This window comes from Bradyrhizobium sp. 1, from assembly GCF_023073315.1.
Taxonomy (GTDB): domain Bacteria; phylum Pseudomonadota; class Alphaproteobacteria; order Rhizobiales; family Xanthobacteraceae; genus Bradyrhizobium.
This window is the reverse complement of record NZ_JADPJH010000033.1, coordinates 142,289-169,279: the sequence shown is the minus strand read 5'-3', so window position 1 is coordinate 169,279 and position 26,991 is coordinate 142,289. Positions and strand designations below refer to the sequence as shown.

Below are 26,991 nucleotides of genomic sequence, written 5' to 3'. Positions count from 1 at the left end.
CAATCGTCAGGAAGCTTCCTTAAGCACCGGTGCCGCCGTTTCCTCCGCCTTCATCTCCTCGAGACTGCGATGCCTGGGCTCGATCCCCAGCGCCCAGACCGTGATGATTTGCACCACCAGCAACCCGATCATCAGCGCCATCACACCGGCCACGCCGCGCGTCTCGAATAGCGACACCACGAGGAACGGCGTGACGATGGTGGCGCCGCGCCCCAGCGTGTTGACGATGCCGGAAGCACGCAGGCGGACCTCGGTCGGAAACAGTTCGGGGATGTAGATGCCGAACAGCAGCGCGACCAGGACGTAGATCGGCACCGTCAGTGCAAAGCCCACGGCCGGTAGCAGGATCGGATCCGAGATCATGGGGTAGAGAATTCCCAGCGTCACCGTGACAAGGGACGCGCCGATGATGGTCGGCTTGCGGCCCCAGCGGTCGGCGGTCAGTGCGCCGATGGCCGAGCCGACGGGCGCGCCGAGCGCCATCAGCAGCGAATAGCCGAACGAGGTCGCGATCGAGAGGCCCTGCTTGACGAAAAACACGGGAAGCCAGGTCACGAAGCCGTAAAGGAGTGTGTTGATCGTGATCAGGCAGACCGCGCCGACGATCATCCGCGACAGCAAAGGCGCGGTGAACAGCGTGCCGAGATCGGGGGCGACCGGGGCAGGTGTCGTGGCTGCCGGGGCAGGCAAGGGCTGACCTTGCGCCGCTTCCTTCTCGATCGCTTGCATCAGCGTTTCCGCTTCCGCGGTGCGCCCGACGGCTTCCAGCCAGCGCGGCGATTCCGGCAGCGACTTGCGCATGTACCAAACGACCAGCGCGCCGATGCCGCCGAGCACGAACATCGAGCGCCAGCCGAATTGCGGCACCAGCACGGATGCGACCAGCAGCGCCACGGGCAGGCCCGTCACTACGCACACGGCCGTGAAGCCGAGCCATTTGCCGCGGGTGCGCGCGGGCACGAATTCCGTCATCGTCGAATATCCCACGACGTTCTCGGCTCCCAACCCGACGCCCATCACGAAGCGGCAGGCGATCAGGAAGGCCATATCAGGCGAGAATGCGGCGGCGAGCGAAGCGATGCCGAAAAGAAGCAAATTGAACTGATAGGTGAAGCGGCGTCCGTAGCGGTCGCCGAGGAAGCCGGTGCCGAACGATCCCAGCATCATGCCGACGAAGGTTGCGGAGATGAAGGCTGCGTTCTGGGCAAGCGTCGAGAAGCCCGTCTTCAGCGTCACGCTGAGCACGGTCCCCGCGATATAGATGTCGAAGCCATCGAAAAACATGCCGATGCCGATCAGCAGCATGATGCGGCGGTGGAATGGCCCGACCGGCAGCCGATCAAGACGGCCGCCTGCGTTCACCAATGTCGACATTTGCGCTCTCCCCTGACTGTTATTCTGGTTGATGCGGCCCGCTTCTATGAGCGATCTGCCGGTTGTGATTTTTCGCTAGTTCAATCGCTTCTGATTGGCCGTGTCGCGGTACCAGTCGAAAGGCTGCTCATGGGTCGCGACCATCACGCTCTTGGTGTTGAAATGGTCGCTGAAACTTTCGGTACCGCATTCGCGGCCGATGCCGGAATCATCGACGCCGCCCCAGGGCGAGGCCGGGTCGAGCCGGTGGTGATCGTTGATCCAGACGATGCCGGCCTTGACGGACGCGGCGACACGGTGAGCTCGGGCGACGTCGCGGGTGCGGATGGCGGCGGCAAGTCCAAACGGCGAGTCGTCGGCGAGCCGCAGCGCATCGGCCTCGTCCTTGAACGGCGTCACCGAGGTGAAGGGACCGAACACCTCCTCTTGGAAGATGCGCATGTCGGATTTGACGTCGGCGAATACCGTTGGCTCGACGAAATAGCCGTTGTCGTGACCCGGCACCTTCGCCGCGACACCGCCGGTAACGAGACGCGCGCCGTCCGCATGACCGTAGTCCGCGTAGGCGAGAACACGGTCGCGCTGCCGGGCGGAGATCACCGGGCCCATCTGGGTGCTCGCATCGAAGGGATCGCCGACGCGGATCGTGCGGGTCTTGGCCTGCAGCTTCTCGACGAATTCGTCATAGATCGAGGCCTGCACGATATGGCGCGAGGCGCAGACGCAGGTCTGTCCGGCGCCGATGAAGGCGCCGAACGCGGCGTAGTTGACCGCGCGGTCGACATCGAAATCGTCGAACACCATCACCGGGGTCTTGCCGCCGAGCTCCATGGTCTGGTGCGCGAACACTTTTGCGGCGGCGCTGCCGGCGATGCGGCCCGCCTCGGTGCCGCCGGTCAGGACCAGCTTGTTGATGTCGCCATGCTCGGCCAGCATCTTGCCGGCACTCTGGCCGAGGCCCAGCACGATGTTGAAGACGCCGGGCGGCAGGCCCGCCTCGGTGAAGATCTGCGCGAGCTTCAGGGTCGTCAGCGGCGTGTATTCGGACGGCTTGACCACGGTGACGCATCCGGTCGCCAGCACCACGGCGAGCGATTTGCACAGGATCATCAAGGGGTGATTGAACGGCGTGCAATTGGCGACGATGCCGATGGGGGTGCGGAGCGTGTAGTTCAGATACGCGCCTTCGACGGGGATCACGGAGTCGCGGCGCGCCAGCGCAACACCGGCAAAGTAGCGGAAGAAATCGGGCAGGCGGGAAAGCTGCGCGCGGGTCTCGTTGATCGGGCGGCCGTTGTTGAGGGTCTCCAGCCGGTACAGGCTGTCGAGATTGGCCTCGAACGCATCGGCGAGCTTGTTGACCAGCCGGGCCCGCGCGCGCGTGTCCATGCCGCCCCAGGCCTTGCCTTCGAACGCGGCACGCGCGCTTTTCATGGCACGGTCGATGTCTTCGGCGGTCGAATTGGGGATGCGGGCGATCACGTCGCCGGTCGCGGGATTGCGGACATCCAGCATCGTGCCGTTACCGGCTTCGACTTCACGCCCGTCGATAAAGTTGCCGTGGATTTCGACGTCGATGGACGCAGGTTTCGAGGAAATGTTCATGATGACCTCTCTTCAACGATGACGGCGTTGCGCTTCAGCGCCGGCAGGACGCGTTTTTCGGTGGCGCCGATATGGGCCTTGATGATGCGTGCTGCGGTTCGGGTTTCGCGGCTCTGCATGGCGTCGATCAGTGCGACGTGCTCGGCGACGAGTTTTGCGGGATCGTGGCCTTTCAGGTTGGAGACGCTGACGCGGACCAGCCGGTCGGCCTGGCCGATCAGGTCGCACAACGCCGTCGCCATGCGGCGATTGCCGGAGGCATGCGCGAGCGCAGTGTGGAAGCCGCGATTGTAGGCGATGAAGTCCTCGTGGTTGCCGGAGAAGCGGCGAAACGCGTCGAGCGATTTCAGAACGCTGTCAGGCGCGCGCTCCATCGCCTCCGCGACACAGGCCGGCTCCAGCGCGAGACGGAAGCGCAGCAGGTCGCGGGCATCCGAGAGCGAGATCGGGGTGACCCGATAGCCCTGGCGCGGCTGCACCGTCACGAGGTGCTCGCGCTGCAGCCTCAAAAGCGCATCCCGGACCGGTTGCCGGCTGACCTCATAGCGCTCGGCCAGTTCCTGCTCACGCATTTCATCACCCGGCGCGAGATGACAGGCTAAAATATCAGACCTGAGACGATCATAGATGTTTTCGCGCAAAAGCATGTTGATTGGTGTCTCCTGGCGCCTAATATCTCTATCGTGATATTTCACGTCAAGAGCTAAAAGCTTGAATTCCCCGACAGTTGATTTATCAGTCAGGGCCTCCACGGCATGCAAACTACCGATAAATTAGGGAAAGACCGGACATGGACAGGCTTCTTGCCAACGGGACCGTCAACGCCGCCCGATCGGGCGAGGGGGCGCCGCTGTTCCTGTTCCACTCGCTGCTATCCGATCGCGCGAGCTTCGATGCGATCGTGCCTGACCTCGAGAGATCGTTTCGAACCATCGTGCCCGAGCTGCCGGGGTTCGGCCGTTCAAGCGCGGTCGAGGGCGGGCTCATCGCGGTTGCGGACCGAATGGCCGAGGCCGTGAAGGATGCTGCGGCCGGCGCACCGGCGATCGTGCTCGGCAATGGCTACGGTGGATTCGTCGCCTTGCAGATGGCGATCCGCCATCCGGAGATCGCCAGCAAGCTCATCCTCGCCGATTGCGGTGCTGCCTTCTCGGAGCCCGGCCGCGAAGCGTTTCGCAACATGGCGAAGGCGTCGCGCGAGAAAGGCCTGGAGGCAATCACTGATGTCGCGATGCGGCGCCTGTTCGCGCCCAAGTTTCAGGCGCAGCACGGGGAGCTGATGCAGGATCGTCGTGCAGCCTTCCTGCGGACGGATCCCGACGTGTTTCGCGCCGCGTGCGACGCGTTGGCAAGCCTCGATCTCCGTTCTGAACTTTCCGCGGTGAAAGTGCCGGTGCTCGTTGTGGTCGGTGAGCACGACGAAGCAACGCCTCCGCCGATGTCGCATGAGCTGGCCGCAGGCTTGCCGCACGCCGAACTCAAGATCATTCCTGGATGCGCGCACGTGCCGCAGCTTCAATCGCCGCGGCAGTTTCTCGGAGCTATGAAAGGATTTCTGCTCTGAGCGCGCAGATCGTATAAGGGCAGACAAGCCCCGAGACCTCGCACAATAATAGGCAATGTTCACCCTGACGTTTCTTGGGACCTCGGCCAGCGTCCCATCCGCAGAGCGCAACCATCCAGCGCTTCTCGTGGAAGCCGCCGGCCAGCGCATCCTGGTCGATTGCGGCGAGGGCACGCAGCGCCAGTTGCTGCGCAGTGGCGCCGGCTTTCGGCGGCTCGACCGCATCCTGCTGACGCACGGTCATCTCGATCACGTGCTCGGCATCCCCGGTCTGTTCTCGACGCTGCGCTTGCGGCAGAGCTCCGATGTGATGACCATTCATGGCGGCGCGGATACGCTCGATATCGTCATCCGCATGCTGGCAGGCATCTGGGGCGAGGGCAGGGCGCCGATCCCGGTGGAGTTCGCGGCGCTGACCGAAGGACGATTCATCGAGGCCGGTGAGTTCACCATCGACTGCTTTCCGGTCCGTCACCGCGACACCGACAGTTTTGGCTTCGTCTTCCAAAGCCCCGCACGCCGCCACCTTTTGTCCGATCGCCTCGCGGCGCTTGGTGTCCCCGACGGTCCCTTGCGCGGTGAGTTGGCGCAGGGACGACCGGTCGTGATCGGCGACCGCACGATCGATCCGGAAGATGTTCTGGGGCCGCCCGGCGGCGGCAAGAAGCTCGTCGTGATCGGCGACACCGAAACCACCGATGGGCTTTCGAAAAATACCGCCGACGCCGACATGCTGGTCATCGAGGCGACGTTCCTGGATCGCGACGCCGCGACCGCACGGGATTACGGCCATCTCACGGCAGCCGAAGCCGCTGCGTTTGCGGCTGCAAACAACGTCAAGCAGCTCGTGCTGGTCCATATGTCGGGGCGCTATCTCGATGACGAGATCCTGACTGAGGCGGCAAAGGTCTTTCCGAACACGCGGATCGCCGCCGACTTCGACCACATCGTGATCTAGTCGCGGCGAGCCCTCAGCCTGTCAATCCCGACTTGATCGCGATATCCTGCACCTGCGTCGTCACTTGCATCAGTCGCGGCAGCGCCTGGTCGCGAAACGCCGGCAAGTCCATGCGCATCGCATCGACGGTGACGCTCAATCCGCCGATCACGAGACCCTGGGCGTCGAAGATCGGCGTTGCCAGCGTTCGCAAGCCATAGGCGTTCTCGCCATCGGAGACGGCATGGCCTTTCTTCTTCACCTGATCGAGCCGGGCGAGCAGGCCGTCGAGATCGGTCAGCGTTCGCTCCGACAGTTTGACGCGGGGGCGCGCTTCCAGCCGCGCGACCTGCTCGTCCCGCGCCAGGTGCGCCAGCATGACATGGCCGAGCGCGGCGCTATAGGCGGGAATGCGCGAGCCCGGCCGGCGATCCATCTTGTGGCGGTCGAGGCCGGCGCCGATGCGCGCAAGATAGATTACATCGCCGCCGTCGAGAATGCCGAGCGAGGCCGCATCGCCCACATCAGGCACGAGGCCGCGCAACAGCGGCTCGACGATGGTCCGGAGCGACCCATGCGACAGCACGGTGTAGCCGAGGTCGAGACAGGCGAGGCCGAGGCGGAACCGGCGGCTCTGCGGCACCGCCTGAACATAGCCGAGCTCGACCAGGGTCTGGATCAGACGGAACGCGGTTCCGCGATCGAGATCGGCGCGTGCGGCAATCTCACTCAGGGTGAGCTCGAAGGCTTCGCTGGTGAAACTCTGGAGCACGGCGAACGCCTTGCCGACCGAAGCGACGTAATTCTTTGGATTTTTCGACGTCGTTTCCGCCGCGCGCTTTGCAGCCTTCTTTTCCGCCTTCTTTTCGACCTTGGCCACTCTCGAATGCTCTGCCATGACAGCCGTTGCCGCTTGACGCGGCGGCGGCCTGATCCTACCAACGTGGCAGATCATAACAAATGTTCGCAATCCGAACAATATCGATTTGACGATCGGAGGAAGTTTGTCGACATCATCGCTGCACCCTCATGGCGTGTTCTCCGCCGCGCTGACGCCGCTCGACGCCGAGCTCGCCCCCGATCATGCGCGCTTCATCGCGCATTGCCGTTACCTGCTGGACGAAGGCTGCGACGGCATTGCGCTGCTCGGGACGACCGGGGAGGCGAACTCGTTCTCGGCCGCCGAGCGCACCGCACTGCTCGAGGCAGTAGTGGCTGCCGGCATCGCACCGCAGCGGCTGCTTCCCGGCACCGGCGTTGCCGCGCTCACCGAGACGATCGCGCTGACGCGTCACGCGCTGTCGGTCGGCGTCGACACCGTGGTGATGCTGCCGCCGTTCTACTACAAGGGCGTCAGCGACGACGGCATCTTCGCCTCCTATAGCGAAGTCGTGCAGCGCATCGGCGATGCCAGGCTCAAGGTCGTGCTCTATCATATTCCGCAGATGTCGGCGCAGCCGATCTCGCATGCGCTGATCGAGCGGCTGCGCGCGGCCTATCCGGCCACCTTCGTTGGCATCAAGGATTCCTCCGGCGACTTCGCCAACATGACCGCGATGGTCGATCGCTTCCCGGGCTTTGCGGTTCTGGTCGGCGCCGATCCGTTGCTTCTGCCGCTGCTGCGCAAGGGCGGGGCGGGCTGCATCACCGCGACCTCCAATCTCATCGCGCGTGACCTCGCCTATGTCTACAAGCACTTTCGCGACAGCGACGACGATGCGGCGCTCAAGGCGGCACAGGCGCGCATCGTCAAGGCGCGTGAGCTGGTCTCGCGCTTCCCGCAGATGGCCTCGCTGAAGGCCATCGTTGCCGAGCGCACCGGTCATGCCGGATGGCAGCGCTTGCGGCCGCCGCTGGAATCCCTGCCGCCGGCGCAAGTGAAAGAGCTGCTTGCGGATGCCGCTGCATTTGCGGCCGCTGCCGTCTAGACTTGGTGCGGGCGACGAGGCTATCCGATGTCCGACTCATTTGAGGATGCGCTGGCCGGGCTCGCTGCGATCGTCGGCGACAAGCACGTCATTGCGCCTGGACCGGACCAGGAGCCCTATGTGCTGGACTGGCGCGGACGCTATCACGGCCGCGCGGTTGCGGTGGTGAAGCCGGGCTCGACCGCCGAGGTCGCCTCCGTCGTCAAGTTCTGCGCGGCGAGGCGGCTCGCCATCGTACCGCAGGGCGGCAACACCGGCATGTGCGGGGCCGCGACGCCCGATGATCGCGCGGGCAATGTCGTGATCCGGCTCGATCGCATGCGGGTCGTGCGCGACGTCAGCCCGCTCGCCAACACGATCACGGTCGAGGCCGGCTGCATTCTCGCCGAGGTGCAGAATGCGGCGCGGGACGTCGACCGCTATTTTCCCCTGAGCTTAGGGGCCGAGGGCTCCTGCCAGATCGGCGGCAATATCTCGACCAATGCCGGCGGGACGGCCGTGCTGCGCTACGGTCCGACGCGGGATCTCGTGCTCGGTCTGGAGGTCGTGCTGCCGGACGGCCGCGTCTTCAACGGATTGCGCGCGCTACGCAAGGACAACACCGGTTACGCGCTGAAGCAGCTCTTCATCGGTGCGGAGGGCACGCTCGGCATCGTCACCGCGGCAGTGCTGAAACTGTTCGCGCCGCCGCGCAGCTCGGCTTTGGCGCTCCTGAAACTACAGGGCGTCGAGCAGGCGCTAGAGATCATGGCGCGCCTGCGCGGCGCGGTCGGCGACCGGCTCGGCAGTCTCGAGATCATGTCGCGCTCGCAGATCGAGGCGATTGCCGCGACGGTGCCGCACGTCACCGTGCCCTTCGAGCTGACGACGCCGTGGTATCTGATCGTCGAGCTGACCGACACGCTCGCAGGCGTCGATCTCGACGAGCCGCTGGCTACGGTGCTCGCGGAAGCAATGGAAGCCGGGCTCGCCGAAGACGTGATCCTCGCAACCAACCTCGCGCAGGCGAAGGCGATCTGGGCTGTCCGGCACAGCGTGTCCGAAGGCAACAAGCGCAGCGGCTATGTGGTGTCGCATGACAGCGTGGTGCCGCTGGAGCGCCAGGCGGCCTTCGTCAACAATGTCGAAGCCCGGATCAAGGCCGCCGTCTCGCATGCGAACGTCGTCATGCACGGCCATATCGGCGACGGCAACATCCATGTCGTCGCCCTGATTGATCGCGTGCATTGCCAGGACCCGGATGCTACTGCCGCACTGGTGGCTACGATCAACGAAATCGTCGATGACGAGACCGCAGCGCAAGGCGGTGCGATCAGTGCCGAGCACGGCATCGGTATCACCAATCGCAGCCGGCTCGCCCGCGTCGCCGATCCGCTCGACATCGAGCTGATGCGCGACATCAAGCGCTTGCTCGACCCCAACGGTCTGATGAATCCGGGCAAGATTTTCGGCGAGGGAGCAGCAGGACGATGACGAGTGTCCGCCTGCTCGCTGACGATCTCACCGGTGCGCTCGATACCGCGGCGGAGTTCGTCGGCCTGTGCGGTCCGTTCGACGTCACCTGGCCGGAGGCGCCCGGGGCGCAACGTTCCGGCAGCCTTGCGATCGACAGCGGTACCCGTGAACGATCGAAGGCCGAGAGCGTCGAGATCGTCGGACGGCTGGCGCCGCAGCTTCAAGGGGCGACGATCGCCTACAAGAAGGTCGACAGCCTCTTGCGTGGGGCGTGGGCGGCAGAGCTTGGCGCCTGCCTGCGCAGTAGTCATTGGGCGTCCTGCGTGGTCGCGCCTGCCTTCGACTATCAGGGGCGTCGCACCGTCGGTGGCCAGCAATTTGCGCGCACGGTGCAAGGCGAGTGGCATCGCGTCGGCGACAATTTGCTGAATCAATTGAGACAGGACGGCATCGAGGCGCGGCCGGGCGGTCCCGATACACTGTCACAAGGCGGCGTTCAGGTGTTCGATGCCGAGAGCGATCTTGATCTCGACCGCGTTGTCGAGATGGCGCGGCGCATGCCGGGGCCGCTGCTTTGGTGCGGAAGCGGAGGGCTGGCCGGCGCGCTTGCCCGCGGTCACGGTGCCGCTGAGCCGTCGCAGCTGAAACTGCCGGTGCTGGGGCTGTTCGGTTCCGACCAGGCGGCCACTGCATCACAGCTCGCGGCATGTGGCGAGGCGACCGTCGCGCTTGCGGAGGGCGAGGGCACGGCGCGCGTCCAGCGCAAGCTGGTCGACGACGGCGTGGCGCTGGTGAAATTCGCACTCGCGGACGGCCTGTCGCGCGTCGAAGCGGCGCAGCGCATCGCGCGCGAGCTGACGACGCTGATTGCGACACTCGATCCGCCCGGTACCTTGATCGTCGCTGGCGGCGAGACCCTGAAGGCCGTATGCGTTGCGCTCGGCGCGCATGCGCTCCAGGTGACGGGGCGTATCGTCCCGGGATTGCCGCGCTCGGTGCTGCAAGGCGGCCGCTGGGCCGGCGTCGACATCATCTCGAAATCCGGCGCATTCGGTCCCAGCGAGCTGTGGCGCGACCTGCTCCGGGACAATCATCTGCTCAGAATGGAGAGTCCGATATGACCTCTCGTCATCTTGCCATCACCATGGGCGATCCCGCCGGGATCGGGCCGGAGATCATCGTCAAGGCCTGCATCGGGCTGAAGGACCGGATCGCAACGGGCGATCTGCGCTTGCTGATCATCGGCAGCGGCGCGGCGCTCGACGGCGCCAAGGCCGCGCTCGGCGTCAACGTCGCGATCCCGCAAGTGACGGCCGACGATCGCGAGTGGCCCAATCTATGTTACCTGCAAGCCGATGCCGAGGGTGATCCGATCAAGCCGGGCGTGCTCAGTGCCGATGGCGGCCGGTTTGCCTACAAGGCGATCGAGCAGAGCGTGCGCCTGACGCAGGCCGGCCGGACTGGAGCCATCGTCACGGCACCGCTCAACAAGGAAGCGCTCAACAAGGCCGGCTATCACTTCCCCGGCCATACCGAGATGCTGGCGCACCTCACCGGCGTGCGCGGCTCGGTGATGCTGCTCGCCCACGGCAACATGCGCGTCAGCCATGTCTCGACCCATGTCGCGCTGGAGGACGTGCCGAAGCGTCTGACGCCGGAGCGGTTGCGCATGGTGATCGACCTCACCAACGATGCCTTGCTGCGGCTCGGCATTGCCAAGCCGAAGATCGCGATCGCCGCGCTCAATCCGCATGCCGGCGAGGGCGGTCTGTTTGGCCGGCAGGATATCGACGTGTCCGCGCCCACGATCGCCAAAGCGGTCGCCGACGGTCTCGACGTCGTCGGCCCCGTGCCCGGCGATACCATCTTCGTCAAGCTGCGCGCCGGCCAGTACGATGCGGCGGTCGCGATGTACCACGACCAGGGGCACATTCCCGTCAAACTGCTCGGCTTCCAGATCGATCCCGCGACCGGCCGCTGGCAGGAACTGTCCGGCGTCAACATCACGCTGGGCTTGCCGATCATCCGCACATCCGTCGACCATGGCACCGCCTTCGACATCGCCGGCAAGGGCATCGCCAACGAGCACAGCCTGATCGAGGCCATCGACTATGCCGAGCGGCTGGCCGCCGGCGCCTCTGCATCGAAGTCATGAGATCGAGCCCAGCTATGACCAACGCTTTCACGCCCATCGAGATCCAGCGTCCCACGATCCTCGAGTTCGGCAATGGCACGATCACTGCTGCGGCGCGCTTTGCCGAGCGGATCGGCGCCAAGCGGCCGCTCGTGATCTCCGATCCGTTCAACGCGCGCCGTGTCGACACGCTGGCGTTGCCGGGCGCCGTAAAAGTGTTCGGCGACGTCAAGCCCGAGCCGGACCTGCCCAATCTGGCGAAAGCGGTGGCGATGGCGCGCGAGGCCAAGCCGGATCTCGTCGTCGGCTTCGGCGGCGGCAGCGCGATGGATCTCGCCAAACTGGTCGCGGTGATGTGCACGAGTGACGTGCCCTTTGCCGACATCGTCGGACCGGAGAAGGTCGCCGGCCGCAGCGTCGCGCTGATGCAGATCCCGACCACCTCGGGCACCGGCAGCGAGGCCGGCACCCGCGCGCTCGTCACCGATCCCGTCAGCCAGAACAAGCAGGCGGTGCAGAGCCGTTTCATGCTGGCCGATATCGCCATCGTCGATCCCGATCTCACCATGACCGTGCCGAAGGAGGTCACCGCGGCAACCGGCGTCGACGCGCTGGCGCATTGCGTCGAGGCCTATACCAGCCGCAAGGCGCATCCAACGATCGACCTCTATGCGCTCGAGGGCGCGCGGCTGGTCGGACGCTATCTCGCCCGCGCGGTGGCCGATGGCGAGGACCGCGAGGCCCGCGCCGGTCTTTCTCTGGCCTCGCTCTATGGCGGCTATTGCCTCGGACCGGTGAACACCACCGCAGGCCATGCCGTGGCTTATCCGCTCGGCACGCGTCACCATGTGGCGCACGGGCTCGCCTGCGCCGTGATCTTCCCGCACACGCTGGCTTTCAACATGCCGGCGGCCGAGGCGAAGACGGTCGCGGTGCTGGGTGCGCTCGGCCTGCCGGAGCAGAGCGATCCGAAGCTCGCGTTCAACGCGACGTATGAATTCTGCAAGAACCTCGGCATCGAGATGCGGCTGTCCGCGCTCGGTGTGCCCAAGAGAGATCTCGGCGTGATGGCTGACGAGGCGCACGCCATTCGCCGCCTGCTCGACAACAACCCGCGCGATTTGAGCCGGGATGCGATCCTCGGGATGTACGAGGTCGCGTTCTGACGCTTCCGCGCCGCGGCAGCCAATCAACAACACAGTGAAAGTAGAGGAAACTTCGATGAGATCGATGTGGCTTGGTCTTGCCTCAGTGATGCTGCTGGCGGCGTCGCCGGCGAAGGCGCAGGAGGGCTATCCGTCCAAGCAGGTGACGGTGATCGTTCCCTTCGCCGCCGGCGGCACCGCCGACATCTTCGCGCGCATGGTCTCGAACCATTTGCAGATGAAGCTCGGCAAGCCCTTCGTGGTGGAGAATGTCGGCGGTGCCGGCTCGATCCTCGGCGTGACGCGGCTGGCGAAGTCGGCGCCTGACGGCATCACGCTCGGCCTTGCCAGCACCTCCGCGCTCGCGATCAATCCCACGCTCTACGGGCCGAAGCTCAGCTACCAGCCGGACAGGGATCTGGTGCCGATCGCCCAGATCAGCGTCGTGCCCAACGTTCTCGTGGTGAACCCCGACAAGATCAAGGCGCGGACCGTGCCGGAGCTGATCGCCTATCTGAAGGCGAACCCGGACAAGGTCTCGTTCGGGTCGGCCGGTGTCGGCACCTCGCAGCATCTGTCCGGCGAGCTGTTTCAGCAGATGACCGGCACCAAGATGGTGCACGTGCCCTACAAGGGTTCGAGCCAGATGCTGACGGACCTCCTCAGCGGCCAGATCGATCTCGCTTTCGACAACGTGCCGCTGCTGCTGCCGCAGGTGAAGACGGGCCAGCTTGCGATGCTGGCGACCGCGACGCCGAAGCGTGCAGACTTCGATCCGCAAGTCCCCGCAGTGGCCGAATTCCTGCCGGGCTTCGAGGCGGTCGCCTGGCACGGCTTCTTCGCGCCTGCGGGCACGCCGAAGCCGATCGTCGAAAAGCTCTCCGCCGAGATTCGCGCCTATATGCAGCAGCCGGAGACGGTGCAGAAGATGGCCGAGCTCGGCGCCACCGCGGTTGCGGTGGATTCGGAGCCGTTCAAGGCCTACATCGCCGCGGAAACCGCGCGGTGGAGGAAGGTGATCGAGGCCGCGAACATCAAGCTGGAGTAGGGCGGTTCGATGTTCAGCTGATGAACTCGCCGATCCAGTTGTGCCTGACAGCCTCGACGTGCCAGCCGAGCGCGCGCCGCGGGTTCGGCAAGGGATCCGGCATGTCGCTGCGGGCACGGCTATCCGGCTGCCTCGCGCTGTGGGCGTGGCGTCCTTCGCTCCGCAGTTGAAGCTTACCGTGTGACTCGAAAATCCGACAATAGCCGTCGGTCGGGAGAAATGTGCCTGCGATTGGAAAATGGGTCGGCTGCTGCCGAACCATCAGGAACGTGATCTCTTCTGCTGTTTCCGACAGGAGAATGCCAACGGCCGTGTTGATCGGCACGAGGCCGATCGGGGCGTCGGCATCGAGCTCGACCTTGCCCGCCGCACTTGCGATGGTGATGAACTCCGAGCTTGGACCGCAGCGCGATACGATGATCCATCGCCCGGTCTTGCGTCGGATCGCAATCGGTCGGTGATAGGCTGCAAAGGAGAATTCCGCAGCCATTGCAACGACAAAACCATTTTTCCACATGCCGGCCATCTGAACTCTTGCGGTCGGTCCGGATCATCATGCCGGCGCGTGAAGCCAGCGTGAATTCGCACGGTTGCGATGAATTCGCACGATTTCTTCAACCTTTCGCCGGGCCTTGGTGGCATGCTGGGGCGAACCTGTACCCTGCCGGGGTCGTGGAACTCGACCGATGGACGCACCGAACGCAACCAGTCAGTTCGAGCGGTTGGCCGCATATCTGGCGGGCCCGTCGACGTCCGGCGGCGATGGCGACCTCGAGGCCATTCTTGAGAAACTCGAATATTTTCCGGCAGGCGCAGCGGAGCCGTCAGACGTACGGAACCGCATTGCGCTGCTCCAGGCAGCGGCCAAATTTTCCGACGTCTTCCAGCTGGTCTCCCGTGACGCGCCGGGAGTGATGTTCTTCGGCGCGGACATCAGTGCGGCCGGTGTCGATGCCACCTTCTCGCATCAGGCTCGCTTGAGCGCGTCCGGCGCCGGTCTGTCGCTTCGTCAGGCGTTCGAATCATGTGTCGGGGAGGGGGTCGAGTATCTCTCACAATTTGAGACGGCGTCGGATCGGCTTCAGCGCGGCGCGATCGAAGATCGTCTTGCCATCTTTGATCCTCCATCGCGGGCGGTCCTTGCCGAGGTCATGCGATTGTCCGCGCATAATGACGTCGACTGGATCGATGCGACGCAGCTATCGAGCGGCCGGTCGGTGCCATTTCCCGCGGACCTTTGCCTGCGGCGCACGCCGGAGCGGAGCGCGCTCACGCCGCCATTCAGCCTGAGCTCAGGCTGTGCGGCCGGACCTTCGTTTGAGGCGGCCGCATTGCATGGGATGCTGGAGCTGGTCGAGAGGGATGCCGCCAGTCTCTGGTGGCGCGGCGGCGTTCGCGGACGGCTGGTTACGCTCGAAGGACATGCGATGGCGACGGCCGCAGCGTTGGTGGCACAAGCACGCCGCGGCGTCACGACGAGGAGGACCTGGCTTCTCGACATCACCACCGACTTGGACACTCCCTGCATCGTCGCGATGTCCTGCCGCATCGACGGACGAGGCTTCGCCTGCGGGCTCGCGGCCCGTCTGAGCGTCGAGACTGCTGTCCGCTCCGCACTGATGGAGATGTGCCAGATGGAGTTGGCCTATATCGTCGTGGAGCAGAAGCGGCGGGAAGGAGGCGAGGCGGCGTTGAACGAATATGATCGTCGCCACGTCGCCCGCAGCACGCTGATCGATACGGCAAGCTGCGAATTGCTGCATCCGGTCGCGCCGGGTCGTCCCATTGCCGAGTTCAGCCCGGGCTCCCCGGCGCGCCAGCTCGACGCACTGATCGCGAGATTGTCGGCCAGAGGCGTCGAGACGTTTGCCATCGATCTGACCCGTCCCATGTTCGGTATTCCGGTCGTGCGGATCGCCGCGCCGGCGCTCCAGATGGAGCCGTCCGAAGTCGCGACCGAACGCCTGTTATCCGCGCGAAGCCGGGCCGGCGGGGGCGACATCTATACACGCGGGGTCAGTTTGCTATAGTTGCCGCACTTCGTACGTGCGGTTTATCGAGGCGGATCCGATTTGAGCGCTCGAGCACCTCTCCCGGAGTCCCTTGCAAGGGACGGTGGAATTCCCAAGCCGCGCGAAAGCCTGACAATTTCTGTTTTGGGCGGCCTGTCCGTTGCTTTCGCGGGCCGGGACATTCGCATCAAGAGCCGAAAGTCGCGCGCGGTTCTCGGCTATTTGGCTCTGATGGACCGCCACCACGAAACGCGTGAGCGTCTGGTTGGGCTGCTGTGGAGCGAGTCCGACGAGTACAGGGCGCGTGCATCTCTTCGCCAGGTCCTCCATGAGTTGCGGGAGACGTTCCTGGAAGCGGGATACGATGGGTTGCAGATCGGAAAGATGCTCGTCGAATTGGAGCGCGAGCGGCTTCACGTCGATCTCTGGGAGGCCTTGCGGGAGGCCGAAGCCCAACACGCGCATCCAGCCCTGATGAGTGCGCCCGGACTCATGGAGACGCTCCTCGAAGGCCTCGACGATATCGACCCTTCGTTCCGCGTCTGGCTTCTCGCCAAGCGGCAGACCTTCCACGATCGAATTCTGCGTGCCCTCGAGGGCGGCCTCAGGAGCGTCGAGCTTGCCGCGGCAAACAGGCGCGAACTGGCGGAGGCGATGCTCAGCCTCGATCCGACCCACGAGGAGGCGTGCCGCTACGCGATGCAGACGCGCGCGGAGGAAGGAGATCTGTCCGGTGCGCTCCGCGCCTACAGGACCTTGTGGAATATCCTCGACGAAGAATACGGCATGGAGCCCTCGGCCAAGACCCAGCAATTGATCGCCGACATCAAGAACGGTCATTTCGAGGGTGAGGTCGTGTCCATTGCGGGCGAACTCGGGTTGCGGGACGGCGCCCCGGCACCGCCGTCCGACGAGGTGCTGCGACAATCGCCGGCATCGTCACGGACGATTGCCAAGATCGCAATCCTGGTCGATCCGTTCAGCATGAACGGCGTGAGCGCCGATCGCGTCCATCTTGTAACAGGCTTCCGCCATCACCTCATCGCCTGCCTGACCAAATTTCGCGAATGGTATGTCGGAGACGGCACCGCGCAGCAGCCGCTGGAGTCGCGAGAGCGTGCGGCAGCTTCGCGCTATAGCGTGGCGGCAACCGCCTATCAGGCCGGTGACACGATCAGCATGGTGCTGACGCTGCGCGAGACGAATACCGGCGTGTACATCTGGAGCGATACGTTCGAACTGAAGCTCGAGAACTGGTTCCAGGTACAACAGAGGATCGTTCAGCGTACGGCGTTGTCGGTGAATGTCTACCTGTCCACCGAGAGGCTGACACGCGTGGCCACCGCGCCGGACGTGTCGCTGGACATATATGACCGCTGGCTTCGCGCGCAGGCGAGTTTTGGCAGCTTCAGCGCCGAAAATTGGCGGGAGTCGATCGCGCTCCTGACTGAGGGGATCAATGTCGCACCAAACTTCTCTCCCTGCTACAGCGCGTTGGTTCAACTCAACAACACCGAGCATCTGGTCTTTCCCGGCCTGTTCCGCGATTTGACGAAGGCGAGGTCCACGCTCGAGCTTGCCCGAACGGCGGTGCAGCTCGACCCCGTCGATTCCCGGGCGCAGCTCTGCCTCGGTTGGTCGCAGGCGATGCTGATGCAATATTCGGACGCCAGCGGCCATATCGATCTCGCTTGCGAGCTCAACGGCAACGATCCATGGACGTTGCTGTCGGCGGCCTCCTGCCAGGGCTTTTGCGGCAATTTCGAGCGTGGCACCGAGCTCGTGGCGGAGGCTCTCAAGGTATCGTGGACGCCGCCGCCGCTGCACTGGCCCTATAGGGCCGTGCTCCAATTCATGCGAGGCAACTACCAGGAGGCAATCGAGGGAATCGATCGCGCCAGCAACGTGGCGAAAACGCTCCCGGGCTGGAAGGCGGCCGCACTGTTTCATCTGGGAAGGACGGAGGAGGCGCGCCTCGAGGCCAGGAAGTTCCTCGACGGTATCCGCGCGACGTGGTTCGGCAAATCTCCCAACGACCGGGAGATCGCACTCTGGTTGCTCCATGCTCATCCGATTGCCAGACGCGAGGATTGGGAGCGCCTGCGCGACGGAATAGGCGGCGCAGGCGTTCCAGTTGTCGACCTCAGGCATCACGCGTGGTGAGCACGCGTCGGCTCAACCGCAGAACTTGATCGTGTACTCGCCAACGCGCTTGGAATGGAAGAGCAGCCTGCCGTCGGGGGTGTCGTTCTCCAGATTGCTGTCCTTCATGTCATCCGTGTAGAACAGCGGCAGCGGATAGTTGGCCGAGCCCATCAATGCCTTTTCGGTCTCGGCGAGCACGTCGGCGTCCGGCAGCTTGATGAGCAGCGTGCCGTCCTTGTAGCTGGGCTGGATGAAGTTGATCTCGGTGAATGCGCGGGGGAATGTTGCTATCACGCCGTAATCGTTGAGCTGTTTCTGGAATTCGGCGATGGTGGCCGGGCGCGTCTTCGGATCGCGCGCCCACTTCTTCACGAGGTCGCCCCAGACGTCATAGTTCACGATATCGAACATCTCGGTTTGCATGGCAATCTCCTTTGGTATGCGACCGGCGGAATTGCCGGCTGTCAAATAAACGTCGGATCAGCATCTCGCAGGTTTGCGATGTCGGCGATGAACGGGACGAGGTCGCCCATGTTGTCGAGCTCCGGCACGAAGTCGAGGCGGTTGGCGGCGTAGATGCGCGACGACAGGCGGGACAGCGCCTCTCTGAGAGGGCTCGATGCGGTTTCGTCCGGTATTCTGCCTTCGTGCATCGCCCCGAAAACGACCTCGGCAACGATGATCGAGCCCAGCGCGCCAAGTGTCTTGCCCTGTCTCGCCGGATCATTGGAGCCCGCGGCTGCCTCGAACAGAATGTAGAAGGACAGCGGCGGGTCGTTTGCGAGGGTCTCAATGTCGGCATCGGTCAGCTCGCCGCGGTTCTGCTCGAGCCAGGCCCGCAGCTGCGCCACGCGGTAGCCGCGATCTTCAAGCAGCGGATCGCTGCCGATCAGGGACGGCTGGCGCGATCGGATCTCGTCGACGAGGCTGTTCACCGACCACAGGCCGGCGAAAGCGGCACTCATCAGATCCCTGTACGCGAGGCCCCATGCGCCGTCGCGCACGATCGGCGGAAACAGCGTCCTGTCGTAAAGCTGGCCGCTGAAATGAGGGCTGATGCGCATGCTCGATTGCGGTCGAGGTCTGCCCGGCACGTCGAAGAAGTGCGACCAGCTCGCGATCCATTTCCGATGCAACGGCATATTGCCAGGCGCGGAATAGGACGTCGCGCGCAGCACCTCGCCGAGCGCGAAGGCGTTGGCGGGGTTGATCTGGTAGCTGTCGCGAACCATCGCGTGCCCAAAGCGAAACGCGGCATGGGTGAATTCCAGCGGTATCGACAACCCACGAGAGGGCTGCTGCGCGGAAGAGGCACTCATCAGGTGAGGCTGATCGACATTGTACTTGTTGTAGATCTTGCGGTTGAGGACCCTGCGCATCACGTCACGGCGTATGATGTGGCGATAGATCAGCGTGGCTGCGCCGCGTGCGCAGAGAAATGCCTTGTAGGTTGCGGCCGTGTCGGACTCGGTCGTGCCGGCCGTCGGCGGGGAGAGCCGGGCCAGGAGACCGTTGTGGAGATGGTGGAACAGCGTCGTGAGCTGGGACAGGATCGCATGATCGTCGTTGCGCTGGTCGGCAATCATGACATCGGTCAGCCGTTGCGGCTGGCTGTTCGGATCCCAGGGGCACGCAACGCGCGCGATATCGCGGCCTTTCGGATTCATCGCGACCGGATCGTCGCTGTTGACCCCGCCGCCGCCCAGACGCAGCCTTGAGCGCGCGGCCTTCGGCTTGGCTTCGTAGGCAAACGGGCATACTTCGGGACCGCCGCCATAGATCGTATCCAGCTTCAGCCGATAGGCCCGGTCGTTGCGCGCGCCGGTTGTCGTATTTTCGAGCACCGACAGCGGGAATGACGTCTGGACGAGGTCGTGCGCGACCAACTGGAGGAGATAAGTATATCCGGCGGGAATGTCGGCATTTTCGAGCGGGCCTTGGCCGCCCTCCCACACCGGGGCGACGAGCATGCGTTTGGCCAGGCGCTCCATCAGGCTCCGTAGCCGCTCCTTGCTCTCGTCCGATCTGAGCGGATCGTCGCCGTCGACCTTGAAACGCTTTTCCAGCGGCAATGTGTCGAGGTCGGACAGGAAATGCCGGAAGCCTGAAATGCCTGGCTCGGGCAGGGCGGATGCTGCCGCCGGCAATGCGTCGGGCCTCAGCGGAGCGGACAATTGGTGGTCGCCGGTCCCGGCCCGTCTCGCGCCCGTGTCGCCGCCGAGTTGCTCGCGCGCGATGGAGAAGCCGCCACCATGTCTGCCCATTGTTGACCTCCCAAAGCCACGGGCGATCCTATTTTCGGCAACGTGATTTGAACGTGAATCGATCCTGCCCGGGAGCGACGAACCGCGATCCGTCGGTCGGGTGTGCCGTGGAGAGTGGCGCGAGCGCGGTGAGCAGGCCCGTCAGTCCTCACGTCGTCAGGATATCATATCGGATTCACGGGCCATTCACGTTTCGCTTCGCTTCGCCGGCCTATGCTGCGTCCGTGACCGAAGGATCGCGCAACTTGGCTTGGGAGGGACTCGTGACGACTGTCCTGCTGAGAGACACCTTCAAGGCCTGGATCGACCGCGCGCCGGGTGGGCCGCCCAAGCTGGTCATGACCGGCGACGTGCGGGTGCCGACCAATGGCTGGCAGGCCCGGCTGACCAAGCGCTCGCCGCAGGGGATCAATCCGAAGATCCTGATCCTCGACGTGAGCGCGCACCAGCCGGCCGGCGCGACGCAGGAGGAGATCACCACGATTCCGCTGCGCTACGAGGAAAGCCCGCCGCAGGACGAGTACGGCCAGGTGATGATTGCCCACTGCAGGGGCGAAATCGTCGTCAATGTCGGGCGTCCACACTAGCGGGGAGGCCGGGAAGGTGGTGCGATCTGGGTGCATTGCGGTTTGCCCCCGCGCGTTAGCCTTACCGGTCAAGGTTGACGCGACGTCGTGCACACACCGGGACCGGATCAGGATATTTTAGATATCCGGAGAGTAACCCGTGTCTTGAGAGTACGATGTCCCGTTCCCTTGAATTGATCGTTGCAGGATTTGTCCGGCTGAACGATCGCGATGCGCTTCACGATATCTTGTCGCACCGGCAGGATCTGCTGCGGCAGTTGGTGTCGGTCACCGGTGTGGACCCGAGGCAGGCCATCGCGCAAGTCAGCCAGGAGATCACGATCGTCGAAGCCGGCTTGGCGACGCTTGCGCCGGAATAGGCGTGTGCGGATCCGCCGGCGGTGAACAGGCCCGTGCACCGCAGTGCTTGCCAGCCCAGATGCGAGCGGGTAGAACGCTGCCACGCCTGAGCCGTGATTTGCGCCTAAACGCGCTTCCGGCGACAGTCGGGCAAATGATCAAGTCGTTGAATTTGTTCGGCTATTCCGGTGGGGAATGGTGTAACGGTAGCACAACAGACTCTGACTCTGTTTGTCTAGGTTCGAATCCTAGTTCCCCAGCCAATTCCGGGCGCTTCTCACCGACTGCAATCCGATCCTGCCCAATCCGATCCTGCCGACGGCTGCAAAGCCCTGGCTCGCCGCGCCGGCCGTCGCGACGGTTTGCCTCATCTTAAATCGCATCTTCCGGGTCGGATCGCCGCGCGCTCCGTCGTCCTTGGGACACGCAACCCCAAGGAGATCCAAGATGCCCTATGTCGATGGTTTCGTGCTGGCCGTGCCGAAGAACAGGATCGAGGCCTACAAGGCCCTGGCGAAAACAGCCTGCGCGGTCTGGATGGAGCATGGCGCGCTCGATTATGTCGAATGCATCGGCGACGACGTGCCGTATGGCGAGCTGACGTCGTTTCCGCGCGCGGTGATGGCGAAGGAGGACGAGGTCGTGGTGTTCTCCTGGATCGTCTACCGCGACCGGGAGACGCGCGATGCCGTCATCAAGAAGGTGATGGCGGACGAGCGGTTCAAGGGCGCGGACATGCCGTTTGACGGCAAGCGCATGATCTATGGCGGCTTCACGACGCTGCTGCGGGCGAGCGAGATGGGCAGCTGAGCGCACGCTTCGTGGGGTGGATTAGCGACCACCTCTTTCGTTCGCGGAAATAGACAGTGGTAGATTACGCCCGCTCTTCGGGTTGTCTCACTCGAATAAAGCCACGCCAGATAGAACACCGCGCACGGGTCGTGTAATCGATGCTTGCTTCTGCAGCATCGTCGCAATCCGTTTCACCTTGCCGGAATCCGGCTGGCATGCCATCCTCTCGCCGCCAGGCATAATCAAACGGAAGCGGGCGGCCCGCCCAAGCCTTCCAAAGAAACTTGGTCGGGGAAACCCTTTGGGAGGTCTGATTTCATGAATTTGAAGCACGTCACCGGGCTGCTTTGCGCGGCCGCGATGTCGCTTGTGTTGGCCTCAGGCGCGTGGGCCGAGGACAAAATCGTCAAGATCGGCGTGATCCTGCCGATGTCCGGCGGCACTGCCTCGATCGGGGCGCATGCCAAGGCGGCGCTCGAGGTCGCCACTGATATCATCAACAACGCCCATCCCGAACTCGGCAATCTGCCGCTGGCGAAGAATGCAGGGCTTGCCGGCCTCGGCGGCGCCAAGATCGAGGTCGTCATCGCCGACAACCAGGGCAACCCGGCGACCGGCCAGAACCAGGCACTGCGCCTGATCACGGAAGACAAGGTCGCGGCCGTGTTCGGCGCCTACCAGTCCGGCATCACGCTGACCTCGAGCGCGATCGCCGAGAAATACGGCATTCCCTATCTCAACTCGGAGTCGGTCGCCGCCAATCTCACCGAACGCGGCTTCAAATGGTTCTTCCGCACGACGCCGATCGCGACCGATTTTGCAAAAGCCTATGTCGACTTCCTCTCTGACATGAAGGCGTCCGGTGCCAAGACCGATGCGATCGCGCTGGTTCACGACAACACCGAATACGGCACCTCGGTCGCGAACACGATCGCCGGCGCCTTCAAGGAGAAGGGCCAGCCCGTCGCGCTCGACGTCGCCTATCCCGTCAACGCGACCGATTTGCAGGGCCAGGTGCTTCAGCTCAAGGACAAGAAGCCCGACGTCATCATCATGATCAGCTACACGTCGGATGCGATCCTGTTCGCCAAGACCATGCAGTCGCTCGACTACAAGCCTGCTATCCTGCTCGCTGACGACGCCGGTTATTCCGATCCGTCCTTCATCAAGGCGGTCGGCAAGATCTCGCAAGGCGTCTTCAACCGCTCGTCCTGGTCGGTGGGCCCATCAGGTTCGCCGTCGGCCATCATCGCCGACATGTACAAGAAGAAGAGCGGCGAGGAGATGGACGACACCGTCGGTCGCCAGATGCAGGGCTTCTTCGTGCTTGCGGATGCGATCGACCGCGCGGGCTCGACCGACCCCGCCAAGATACAGGCCGCGCTGAAGGCGACGGACCTGAAGCCCGAGCAATTGATGATGGGCTACAAGGGCGTGAAGTTCGACGACAAGGGCCAGAACACGCTCGCCTCCGGCCTCATCATCCAGCTCCAGGATGGCGAGAACTATACGGCGGTGTGGCCGAAGGCCAATGCCGAGAAGGCGCCGGTGCTGCCCTACAAGGGCTGGTGAGATTCTTTGAAGGCGGGGCCGTGCGTCCCGCCTTTCCCAAAATGATTTGATCAGAGCAACGCAGCTCATGTCCTTTGTTCTCGTGCAGGTGATCGTCGGCGGGCTTCTGCTTGGCGCCGTCTATGCCCTGTTTTCCTCTGGCCTCACGCTGGTGTGGGGCATGATGAACATCGTCAATTTCGCGCATGGCGACTTCGTCATGCTCGGAATGTATGTCGCCTATGTTGTCTACACCCTGATGGGGGGAGGGCCGCTCCTCGGTGCGCCGCTGGCGACATTGGTGCTCGCGACCGTCGGTGTCGTCGTCTATTTCGCCCTGATCCGCGACATCATGAAGGGACCGATGCTGGCGCAGATCCTCGGCACCTTCGGGCTCGCGCTGCTGCTGCGCTATTCGGTGTTCTGGTGGTTCGGCGCCAACTTCCTGTCGATGCCGCCGGACATCGTCGGCGGCACCTACGCGTTTGCCGGCCTGCGCATCGAGGCCTCGCGGCTGCTTGCCGGCGTCGTCGCCCTGCTGGTGACACTCGGGCTGCACCTGCTGCTGACCCGCACCTCGCTCGGCTCGAAAATGCTGGCGGTGGCGGAGGATCAGACCGCGGCCCAGCTCATGGGTATCCGCCCCGATACCATGCAGGCGATTGCCTGGGCGATTGCGGCCGGCGCCACCGGCCTTGCCGGCGCGCTGATCGCGAACTTCTTCTATATCGTGCCGACGGTCGGCGAGACGCTCGGCATCGTCGCCTTCGTCACGGTGTCGCTCGGCGGTTTTGGTAGCGTGCCGGGCGCACTCGTCGCGGGCCTCCTGATCGGCGTGATCGAGTCGCTGTCGGGGTATCTGATCGGCGCGATCTACAAGGACATCGTCGTCTATGTCCTGTTCCTGCTCTTCCTCTGGTTCCGGCCACAGGGCCTGATGGGCAAGATCTGATGAGAAAGCTGTGATGCGGCGCTGGATCTGGCTCTCGGTCGTCGCAGCCTTCGCGATTGCCTACCCGCTGCTGCTGTCCTCGCCGTTCCAGCAGCGCTTGGGCGCTCTGGTGCTGCTCTATGCCATCGCAGCGTCCGCCTGGAACATCGTTGGCGGTTACGCCGGCCAGGTCTCGGTCGGTCACGTCGTGTTCTTCGGCTGCGGTGCCTATGCCGCGATGGGCTCCTACGCCAAATTCGGCCTGTCGCCGCTATTCGGTATTCCCAGCGGCATCGTGATCGCGGTAGGGCTCGCCGCGATCGTCGGCGTCCCAACGCTGCGGCTATCCGGCCATTATTTCAGCATGGCGACGATCGCTGTCGCCGAGACGATGCGGCTGATCGTGACCAACACCGACTGGCTGGGTGCGGCGGTCGGCCTCTCGGGGCCGACCGTGCCGCGCAACATCTTCGATCTCTCGTTCCTGTCATCGCTGCCGTATTACTATCTCTTCCTGCTGGTGCTCGTGATCACGCTGTTCATCACCTGGTGGATGACCAACAGCCGGATGGGGTTTTACCTGCGCGCGATCAAGGATTCCGAACGCGCCGCGCGCTCGCTCGGCGCGCCTGCCAGCCGCACCAAGCTCTACGCCTACATGTTGAGTGCGGCACTGACGAGCGTTTCCGGCGCGCTCTACGCCATGATGTTCGGCTTCGTCGATCCCGAGTCCGGCCTCGGCATCCTGATCTCGGTGAAGATCCTGATCATGGCAGCACTCGGCGGGGCGGGGCTGCTGTTCGGCCCGCTAGTGGGCGCGGCGATCCTCGTGCCGCTGGAGGAGATCTCCAACAGCTGGCTCGGCGGCAAGGGCGCCGGGCTCACCTTCGTGGTCTATGGCGCGATCATCGTGCTGATCGCGCGTTTCCAGCCGGGCGGCCTGCTCAGCCTGTTCACGCAGCGAAGAAAATCCAAGAGCGACACGGGAGCCGGCCATGCTCCTTGAAGCGCGCGGGATCACAAAAGCGTTCGGCAGCTTCAAGGCGGTGGACGATGCCTCTGTGACCTTGGAGAAGGGCGACATTCTCGGCCTGATCGGCCCGAATGGCGCCGGCAAGTCGACCTTCTTCAACTGTCTCACCGGCGACCTCAAGGCCACCTCTGGGCGCGTGCTGTTCGAGGGGCGCGACATCACCGATTTCACGCCGGAGCAGCGCGCCGCACTCGGGCTCGCCCGCACCTTCCAGGTGCCGCAGACGTTTGAGGGCATGACGGTGCTCGAAAACGTCATGATCGGCGCCTTCCTGCGCACTTCACATCGCAAGGAGGCCGAAACCAAGGCAGGTGCGGTGCTGGAGCGCGTCGGCATGATCAGGCTCGCCGATGCGCCGGCGCGCTCGCTCGGGACGCCCGGCCGCAAGCGGCTGGAGATCGCCCGCGCGCTAGCGACCGAGCCAAAAGTGCTGCTGCTCGACGAGGCCATGGCCGGTCTTAATGCGCATGAGGTGAGGCTCGCGATTGATCTTGTGCGTGACATTCACCGCTCCGGCATCACGCTCGTCATCGTCGAGCACATCATGGAAGTGATCATGTCGCTCGCGAGCCGCGTGATGGTGTTCCATCAGGGCAAGGAGATTGCGCGCGGGTCACCACGCGAGGTCACCTCGAACCCGGCGGTGATCGAGGCCTATCTCGGCAAGCGCGCCGCAAAAGCCGCTGCCGGCCATACGCCGGTCGAACTGATGGGCGGGCCGGACCTATGAGCGGGGCGCTGCTGCGGATCGAGCACCTCGAAGTGCGCTACGGCGACCTCATCGGTGTCTCCGACGTCTCGCTAGAGGTGCCTGAAGGAAGCGTCGTCGCGCTGCTCGGCTCCAATGGCGGCGGCAAGACCACGACGCTGAACGCGATCGCCGGCCTCATTCCTGTGCATTCGGGCTCGATCAGCTTTCGCGGCGAGGACATCGCCGGGCAAAAGGCCTTTGCGATCGTGCGCAAGGGCCTCGCGCTGTCGCCGGAGGGCTGGCGCCTGTTCGTGCAGCAGAGCGTCGAGAACAACCTCGTGCTCGGCGCGACGCCGCTGCACGACAAGTCGCGTCAGGCCGTGCTGCTCGAACGCGTCTACGAATTCTTTCCGCGCCTGAAAGAGCGCCGCAACCAGCGCGCCGGCACCATGTCCGGCGGCGAGCGGCAGATGCTCGCGGTCGGCCGCGCGCTGATGAGCGACCCGAAGCTCCTGATGCTCGACGAGCCCTCGCTCGGCCTTGCGCCGGCGGTGGTCGAGTCCATGTACGAAACCTTCGGCCGCCTGCATCGCGAGGGCCTGACCATCCTGCTCGCGGAGCAGTCGATCGAACTCGCGCTGGAAGTGTCGGACTTTGCGACGGTGCTCCAGGTCGGCAAGAGCGTGCTGTCAGGGACGGCTGCCGCGCTCGCGCAGGACCCGCAGGTGCAGAAGGCCTATCTCGGGGTGGGCTGACCGACCTCCGCCTCAAGCAGCAACAACAAGCAACCGGCCAGCCGCGTCTCCATCTCCTTCGACCGCAGCGACAGCGGTCCGGGATCGTTGAGGATCGCATTCACCAGCGTGCCCAGCACGATTTGGAAGCCAATTGCGATGGCGCGGGTTTTTGCGGCCTTGCGTCCTTTGCCCATGGCCGGCAGCAGGAGAGGGGTCGCACGCATCGTGGTGGCTTTCGCGAGCGCCTTGAACGGCGTCCATTTGTCCGGGCGGGTGTCGTCGTGCTGAAGCGCGGCGCGCAGGACGCCTTCGTGATTGCGTATCCAGCCGATGATGCCGCTGATGATGATGTGGCAGAGCTTGTCGAGGCTCGTATCCGGCGACGGCCGCCTGATGTCGCCGAGCCGCTGCTCGCCGTCGCGCGCGGCCAGCGCCATCAGGGCATTGAAATAGGCCTCCTTGCTCTCGAAGCGGCTGTAGAAGGCGCCGACGGTCGCGCCGACCTCGGTGCAGAGTGCCTCGATCGACAGCTCTGCGAGGCTGCGCGTGCGCAGCATGTCGGCGCCAGCGCGCAGCAGCGCGAGCGTGGTCTCGCGGCTGCGCTTCTGCCGTGACGGGGCGACGCCCGGCAGGTCGAGATCGCGTGCCCCGGACTCCTTCGAAAATGGCCGCATCCGTGCTTGCATTCGCGCTAAATCCTAATCATAATTCGGATTATA

The 26,991-nt window shown here is 64.3% G+C and carries 26 protein-coding genes and 1 tRNA gene; 19 read left to right on the top strand and 8 right to left on the bottom strand.

Translation table 11 applies throughout. The features are described 5' to 3' along the window. Nucleotides 1–6: 6 nt before the first annotated feature. The 3 genes from IVB29_RS25805 to IVB29_RS25795 form a co-directional block, all read right to left on the bottom strand. A complete protein-coding gene (locus tag IVB29_RS25805) occupies nt 7–1,374 on the bottom strand; it encodes an MFS transporter (RefSeq protein WP_247506215.1) in 1,368 nt (455 codons plus the stop codon). Between the two features lie 75 nt (nt 1,375–1,449). Then, the gene (locus IVB29_RS25800) at nt 1,450–2,979 is read right to left on the bottom strand and encodes an aldehyde dehydrogenase (protein ID WP_247506214.1); all 1,530 of its coding nucleotides are present in this window, start codon (nt 2,977–2,979) and stop codon (nt 1,450–1,452) included. Then, on the bottom strand, nt 2,976–3,626 hold the full coding sequence (locus tag IVB29_RS25795) for a GntR family transcriptional regulator (RefSeq protein ID WP_247506979.1): 651 nt from the start codon (nt 3,624–3,626) through the stop codon (nt 2,976–2,978). Before IVB29_RS25795 ends, IVB29_RS25800 begins: the two co-directional genes overlap by 4 nt. A 143-nt stretch (nt 3,627–3,769) precedes the next feature. Here IVB29_RS25795 and IVB29_RS25790 point away from each other — a divergent pair, with 143 nt between their 5' ends. Together IVB29_RS25790 and rnz are read left to right on the top strand one after the other, a co-directional pair. Then, nucleotides 3,770–4,543 carry an alpha/beta fold hydrolase gene (locus IVB29_RS25790; RefSeq protein WP_247506213.1) on the top strand — a complete coding sequence of 258 codons (774 nt, stop codon included), beginning with the start codon at nt 3,770–3,772 and terminating at the stop codon, nt 4,541–4,543. 55 nt (nt 4,544–4,598) lie between these two features. Continuing rightward, the gene (rnz, locus tag IVB29_RS25785) at nt 4,599–5,501 is read left to right on the top strand and encodes a ribonuclease Z (RefSeq protein ID WP_247506212.1); all 903 of its coding nucleotides are present in this window, start codon (nt 4,599–4,601) and stop codon (nt 5,499–5,501) included. Between the two features lie 13 nt (nt 5,502–5,514). Here rnz and IVB29_RS25780 read toward each other — a convergent pair whose 3' ends face one another. After that, nucleotides 5,515–6,360: an IclR family transcriptional regulator gene (locus tag IVB29_RS25780; protein WP_247506211.1), complete on the bottom strand. Its 846-nt coding sequence runs from the start codon at nt 6,358–6,360 to the stop codon at nt 5,515–5,517. Between the two features lie 124 nt (nt 6,361–6,484). Between IVB29_RS25780 and IVB29_RS25775 the strand changes: the two genes are divergently transcribed. Genes IVB29_RS25775 through IVB29_RS25750 form a run of 6 tightly spaced genes read left to right on the top strand, consistent with a single transcriptional unit; the run spans nt 6,485 to nt 13,190 of the window. After that, on the top strand, nt 6,485–7,408 hold the full coding sequence (locus tag IVB29_RS25775; RefSeq protein WP_247506210.1) for a dihydrodipicolinate synthase family protein: 924 nt from the start codon (nt 6,485–6,487) through the stop codon (nt 7,406–7,408). 27 nt (nt 7,409–7,435) lie between these two features. Next, nucleotides 7,436–8,881: an FAD-binding oxidoreductase gene (locus IVB29_RS25770; RefSeq protein ID WP_247506209.1), complete on the top strand. Its 1,446-nt coding sequence runs from the start codon at nt 7,436–7,438 to the stop codon at nt 8,879–8,881. Next, nucleotides 8,878–9,984 (top strand): four-carbon acid sugar kinase family protein, encoded by a 1,107-nt coding sequence (locus IVB29_RS25765; protein ID WP_247506208.1) that lies wholly within the window; start codon nt 8,878–8,880, stop codon nt 9,982–9,984. The genes IVB29_RS25770 and IVB29_RS25765 overlap by 4 nt, the downstream gene beginning before the upstream one ends. Next, nucleotides 9,981–11,018, top strand: coding sequence for a 4-hydroxythreonine-4-phosphate dehydrogenase PdxA (gene pdxA, locus IVB29_RS25760; protein WP_247506207.1), 1,038 nt, complete (start codon nt 9,981–9,983; stop codon nt 11,016–11,018). The genes IVB29_RS25765 and pdxA overlap by 4 nt, the downstream gene beginning before the upstream one ends. Before the next feature lie 14 nt (nt 11,019–11,032). Further along, on the top strand, nt 11,033–12,163 hold the full coding sequence (locus tag IVB29_RS25755) for an iron-containing alcohol dehydrogenase (RefSeq protein WP_247506206.1): 1,131 nt from the start codon (nt 11,033–11,035) through the stop codon (nt 12,161–12,163). Nucleotides 12,164–12,218: 55 nt separating this feature from the next. Continuing rightward, nucleotides 12,219–13,190, top strand: a complete 972-nt coding sequence (locus tag IVB29_RS25750) for a tripartite tricarboxylate transporter substrate binding protein (RefSeq protein WP_247506205.1) — start codon at nt 12,219–12,221, stop codon at nt 13,188–13,190. A gap of 13 nt (nt 13,191–13,203) precedes the next feature. On the opposite strand, the gene IVB29_RS25745 is transcribed toward IVB29_RS25750, so the two are convergent. Then, nucleotides 13,204–13,716, bottom strand: a complete 513-nt coding sequence (locus IVB29_RS25745; RefSeq protein WP_247506204.1) for a hypothetical protein — start codon at nt 13,714–13,716, stop codon at nt 13,204–13,206. A gap of 160 nt (nt 13,717–13,876) precedes the next feature. Here IVB29_RS25745 and IVB29_RS25740 point away from each other — a divergent pair, with 160 nt between their 5' ends. Beyond that, a complete protein-coding gene (locus tag IVB29_RS25740) occupies nt 13,877–15,220 on the top strand; it encodes a YcaO-like family protein (RefSeq protein ID WP_247506203.1) in 1,344 nt (447 codons plus the stop codon). Nucleotides 15,221–15,586: 366 nt separating this feature from the next. Beyond that, nucleotides 15,587–17,365 (top strand): BTAD domain-containing putative transcriptional regulator, encoded by a 1,779-nt coding sequence (locus IVB29_RS25735; RefSeq protein ID WP_247506202.1) that lies wholly within the window; start codon nt 15,587–15,589, stop codon nt 17,363–17,365. Between the two features lie 12 nt (nt 17,366–17,377). On the opposite strand, the gene IVB29_RS25730 is transcribed toward IVB29_RS25735, so the two are convergent. Both IVB29_RS25730 and IVB29_RS25725 read right to left on the bottom strand, forming a co-directional pair. Further along, the gene (locus IVB29_RS25730; protein WP_247506201.1) at nt 17,378–17,770 is read right to left on the bottom strand and encodes a hypothetical protein; all 393 of its coding nucleotides are present in this window, start codon (nt 17,768–17,770) and stop codon (nt 17,378–17,380) included. A gap of 41 nt (nt 17,771–17,811) precedes the next feature. After that, nucleotides 17,812–19,611 (bottom strand): peroxidase family protein, encoded by a 1,800-nt coding sequence (locus IVB29_RS25725; protein ID WP_247506200.1) that lies wholly within the window; start codon nt 19,609–19,611, stop codon nt 17,812–17,814. 263 nt (nt 19,612–19,874) lie between these two features. Between IVB29_RS25725 and IVB29_RS25720 the strand changes: the two genes are divergently transcribed. The 9 genes from IVB29_RS25720 (at nt 19,875) to IVB29_RS25680 (ending at nt 26,290) form a co-directional block, all read left to right on the top strand. Beyond that, nucleotides 19,875–20,198, top strand: coding sequence for a hypothetical protein (locus tag IVB29_RS25720; protein ID WP_247506199.1), 324 nt, complete (start codon nt 19,875–19,877; stop codon nt 20,196–20,198). Between the two features lie 155 nt (nt 20,199–20,353). Further along, nucleotides 20,354–20,557: a hypothetical protein gene (locus IVB29_RS25715; RefSeq protein WP_247506198.1), complete on the top strand. Its 204-nt coding sequence runs from the start codon at nt 20,354–20,356 to the stop codon at nt 20,555–20,557. A gap of 169 nt (nt 20,558–20,726) precedes the next feature. After that, nucleotides 20,727–20,800, top strand: a tRNA-Gln gene (locus tag IVB29_RS25710). A gap of 184 nt (nt 20,801–20,984) precedes the next feature. Beyond that, nucleotides 20,985–21,347, top strand: a complete 363-nt coding sequence (locus IVB29_RS25705; protein WP_247506197.1) for a DUF1428 family protein — start codon at nt 20,985–20,987, stop codon at nt 21,345–21,347. Nucleotides 21,348–21,647: 300 nt separating this feature from the next. Continuing rightward, the gene (locus IVB29_RS25700) at nt 21,648–22,901 is read left to right on the top strand and encodes an ABC transporter substrate-binding protein (protein WP_247506196.1); all 1,254 of its coding nucleotides are present in this window, start codon (nt 21,648–21,650) and stop codon (nt 22,899–22,901) included. A gap of 67 nt (nt 22,902–22,968) precedes the next feature. Further along, nucleotides 22,969–23,832: a branched-chain amino acid ABC transporter permease gene (locus IVB29_RS25695; RefSeq protein WP_247506195.1), complete on the top strand. Its 864-nt coding sequence runs from the start codon at nt 22,969–22,971 to the stop codon at nt 23,830–23,832. 13 nt (nt 23,833–23,845) lie between these two features. Further along, nucleotides 23,846–24,817, top strand: a complete 972-nt coding sequence (locus tag IVB29_RS25690; protein WP_247506194.1) for a branched-chain amino acid ABC transporter permease — start codon at nt 23,846–23,848, stop codon at nt 24,815–24,817. Next, the gene (locus tag IVB29_RS25685) at nt 24,807–25,574 is read left to right on the top strand and encodes an ABC transporter ATP-binding protein (protein ID WP_247506193.1); all 768 of its coding nucleotides are present in this window, start codon (nt 24,807–24,809) and stop codon (nt 25,572–25,574) included. Before IVB29_RS25690 ends, IVB29_RS25685 begins: the two co-directional genes overlap by 11 nt. After that, nucleotides 25,571–26,290, top strand: coding sequence for an ABC transporter ATP-binding protein (locus tag IVB29_RS25680; protein ID WP_247506192.1), 720 nt, complete (start codon nt 25,571–25,573; stop codon nt 26,288–26,290). Before IVB29_RS25685 ends, IVB29_RS25680 begins: the two co-directional genes overlap by 4 nt. Here IVB29_RS25680 and IVB29_RS25675 read toward each other — a convergent pair. Then, entirely contained in the window at nt 26,272–26,958 is a 687-nt protein-coding gene (locus IVB29_RS25675) for a TetR/AcrR family transcriptional regulator (RefSeq protein ID WP_247506191.1), read from the bottom strand. The two genes, IVB29_RS25680 and IVB29_RS25675, sit on opposite strands and share 19 nt — an antisense overlap. Nucleotides 26,959–26,991: the final 33 nt, after the last annotated feature.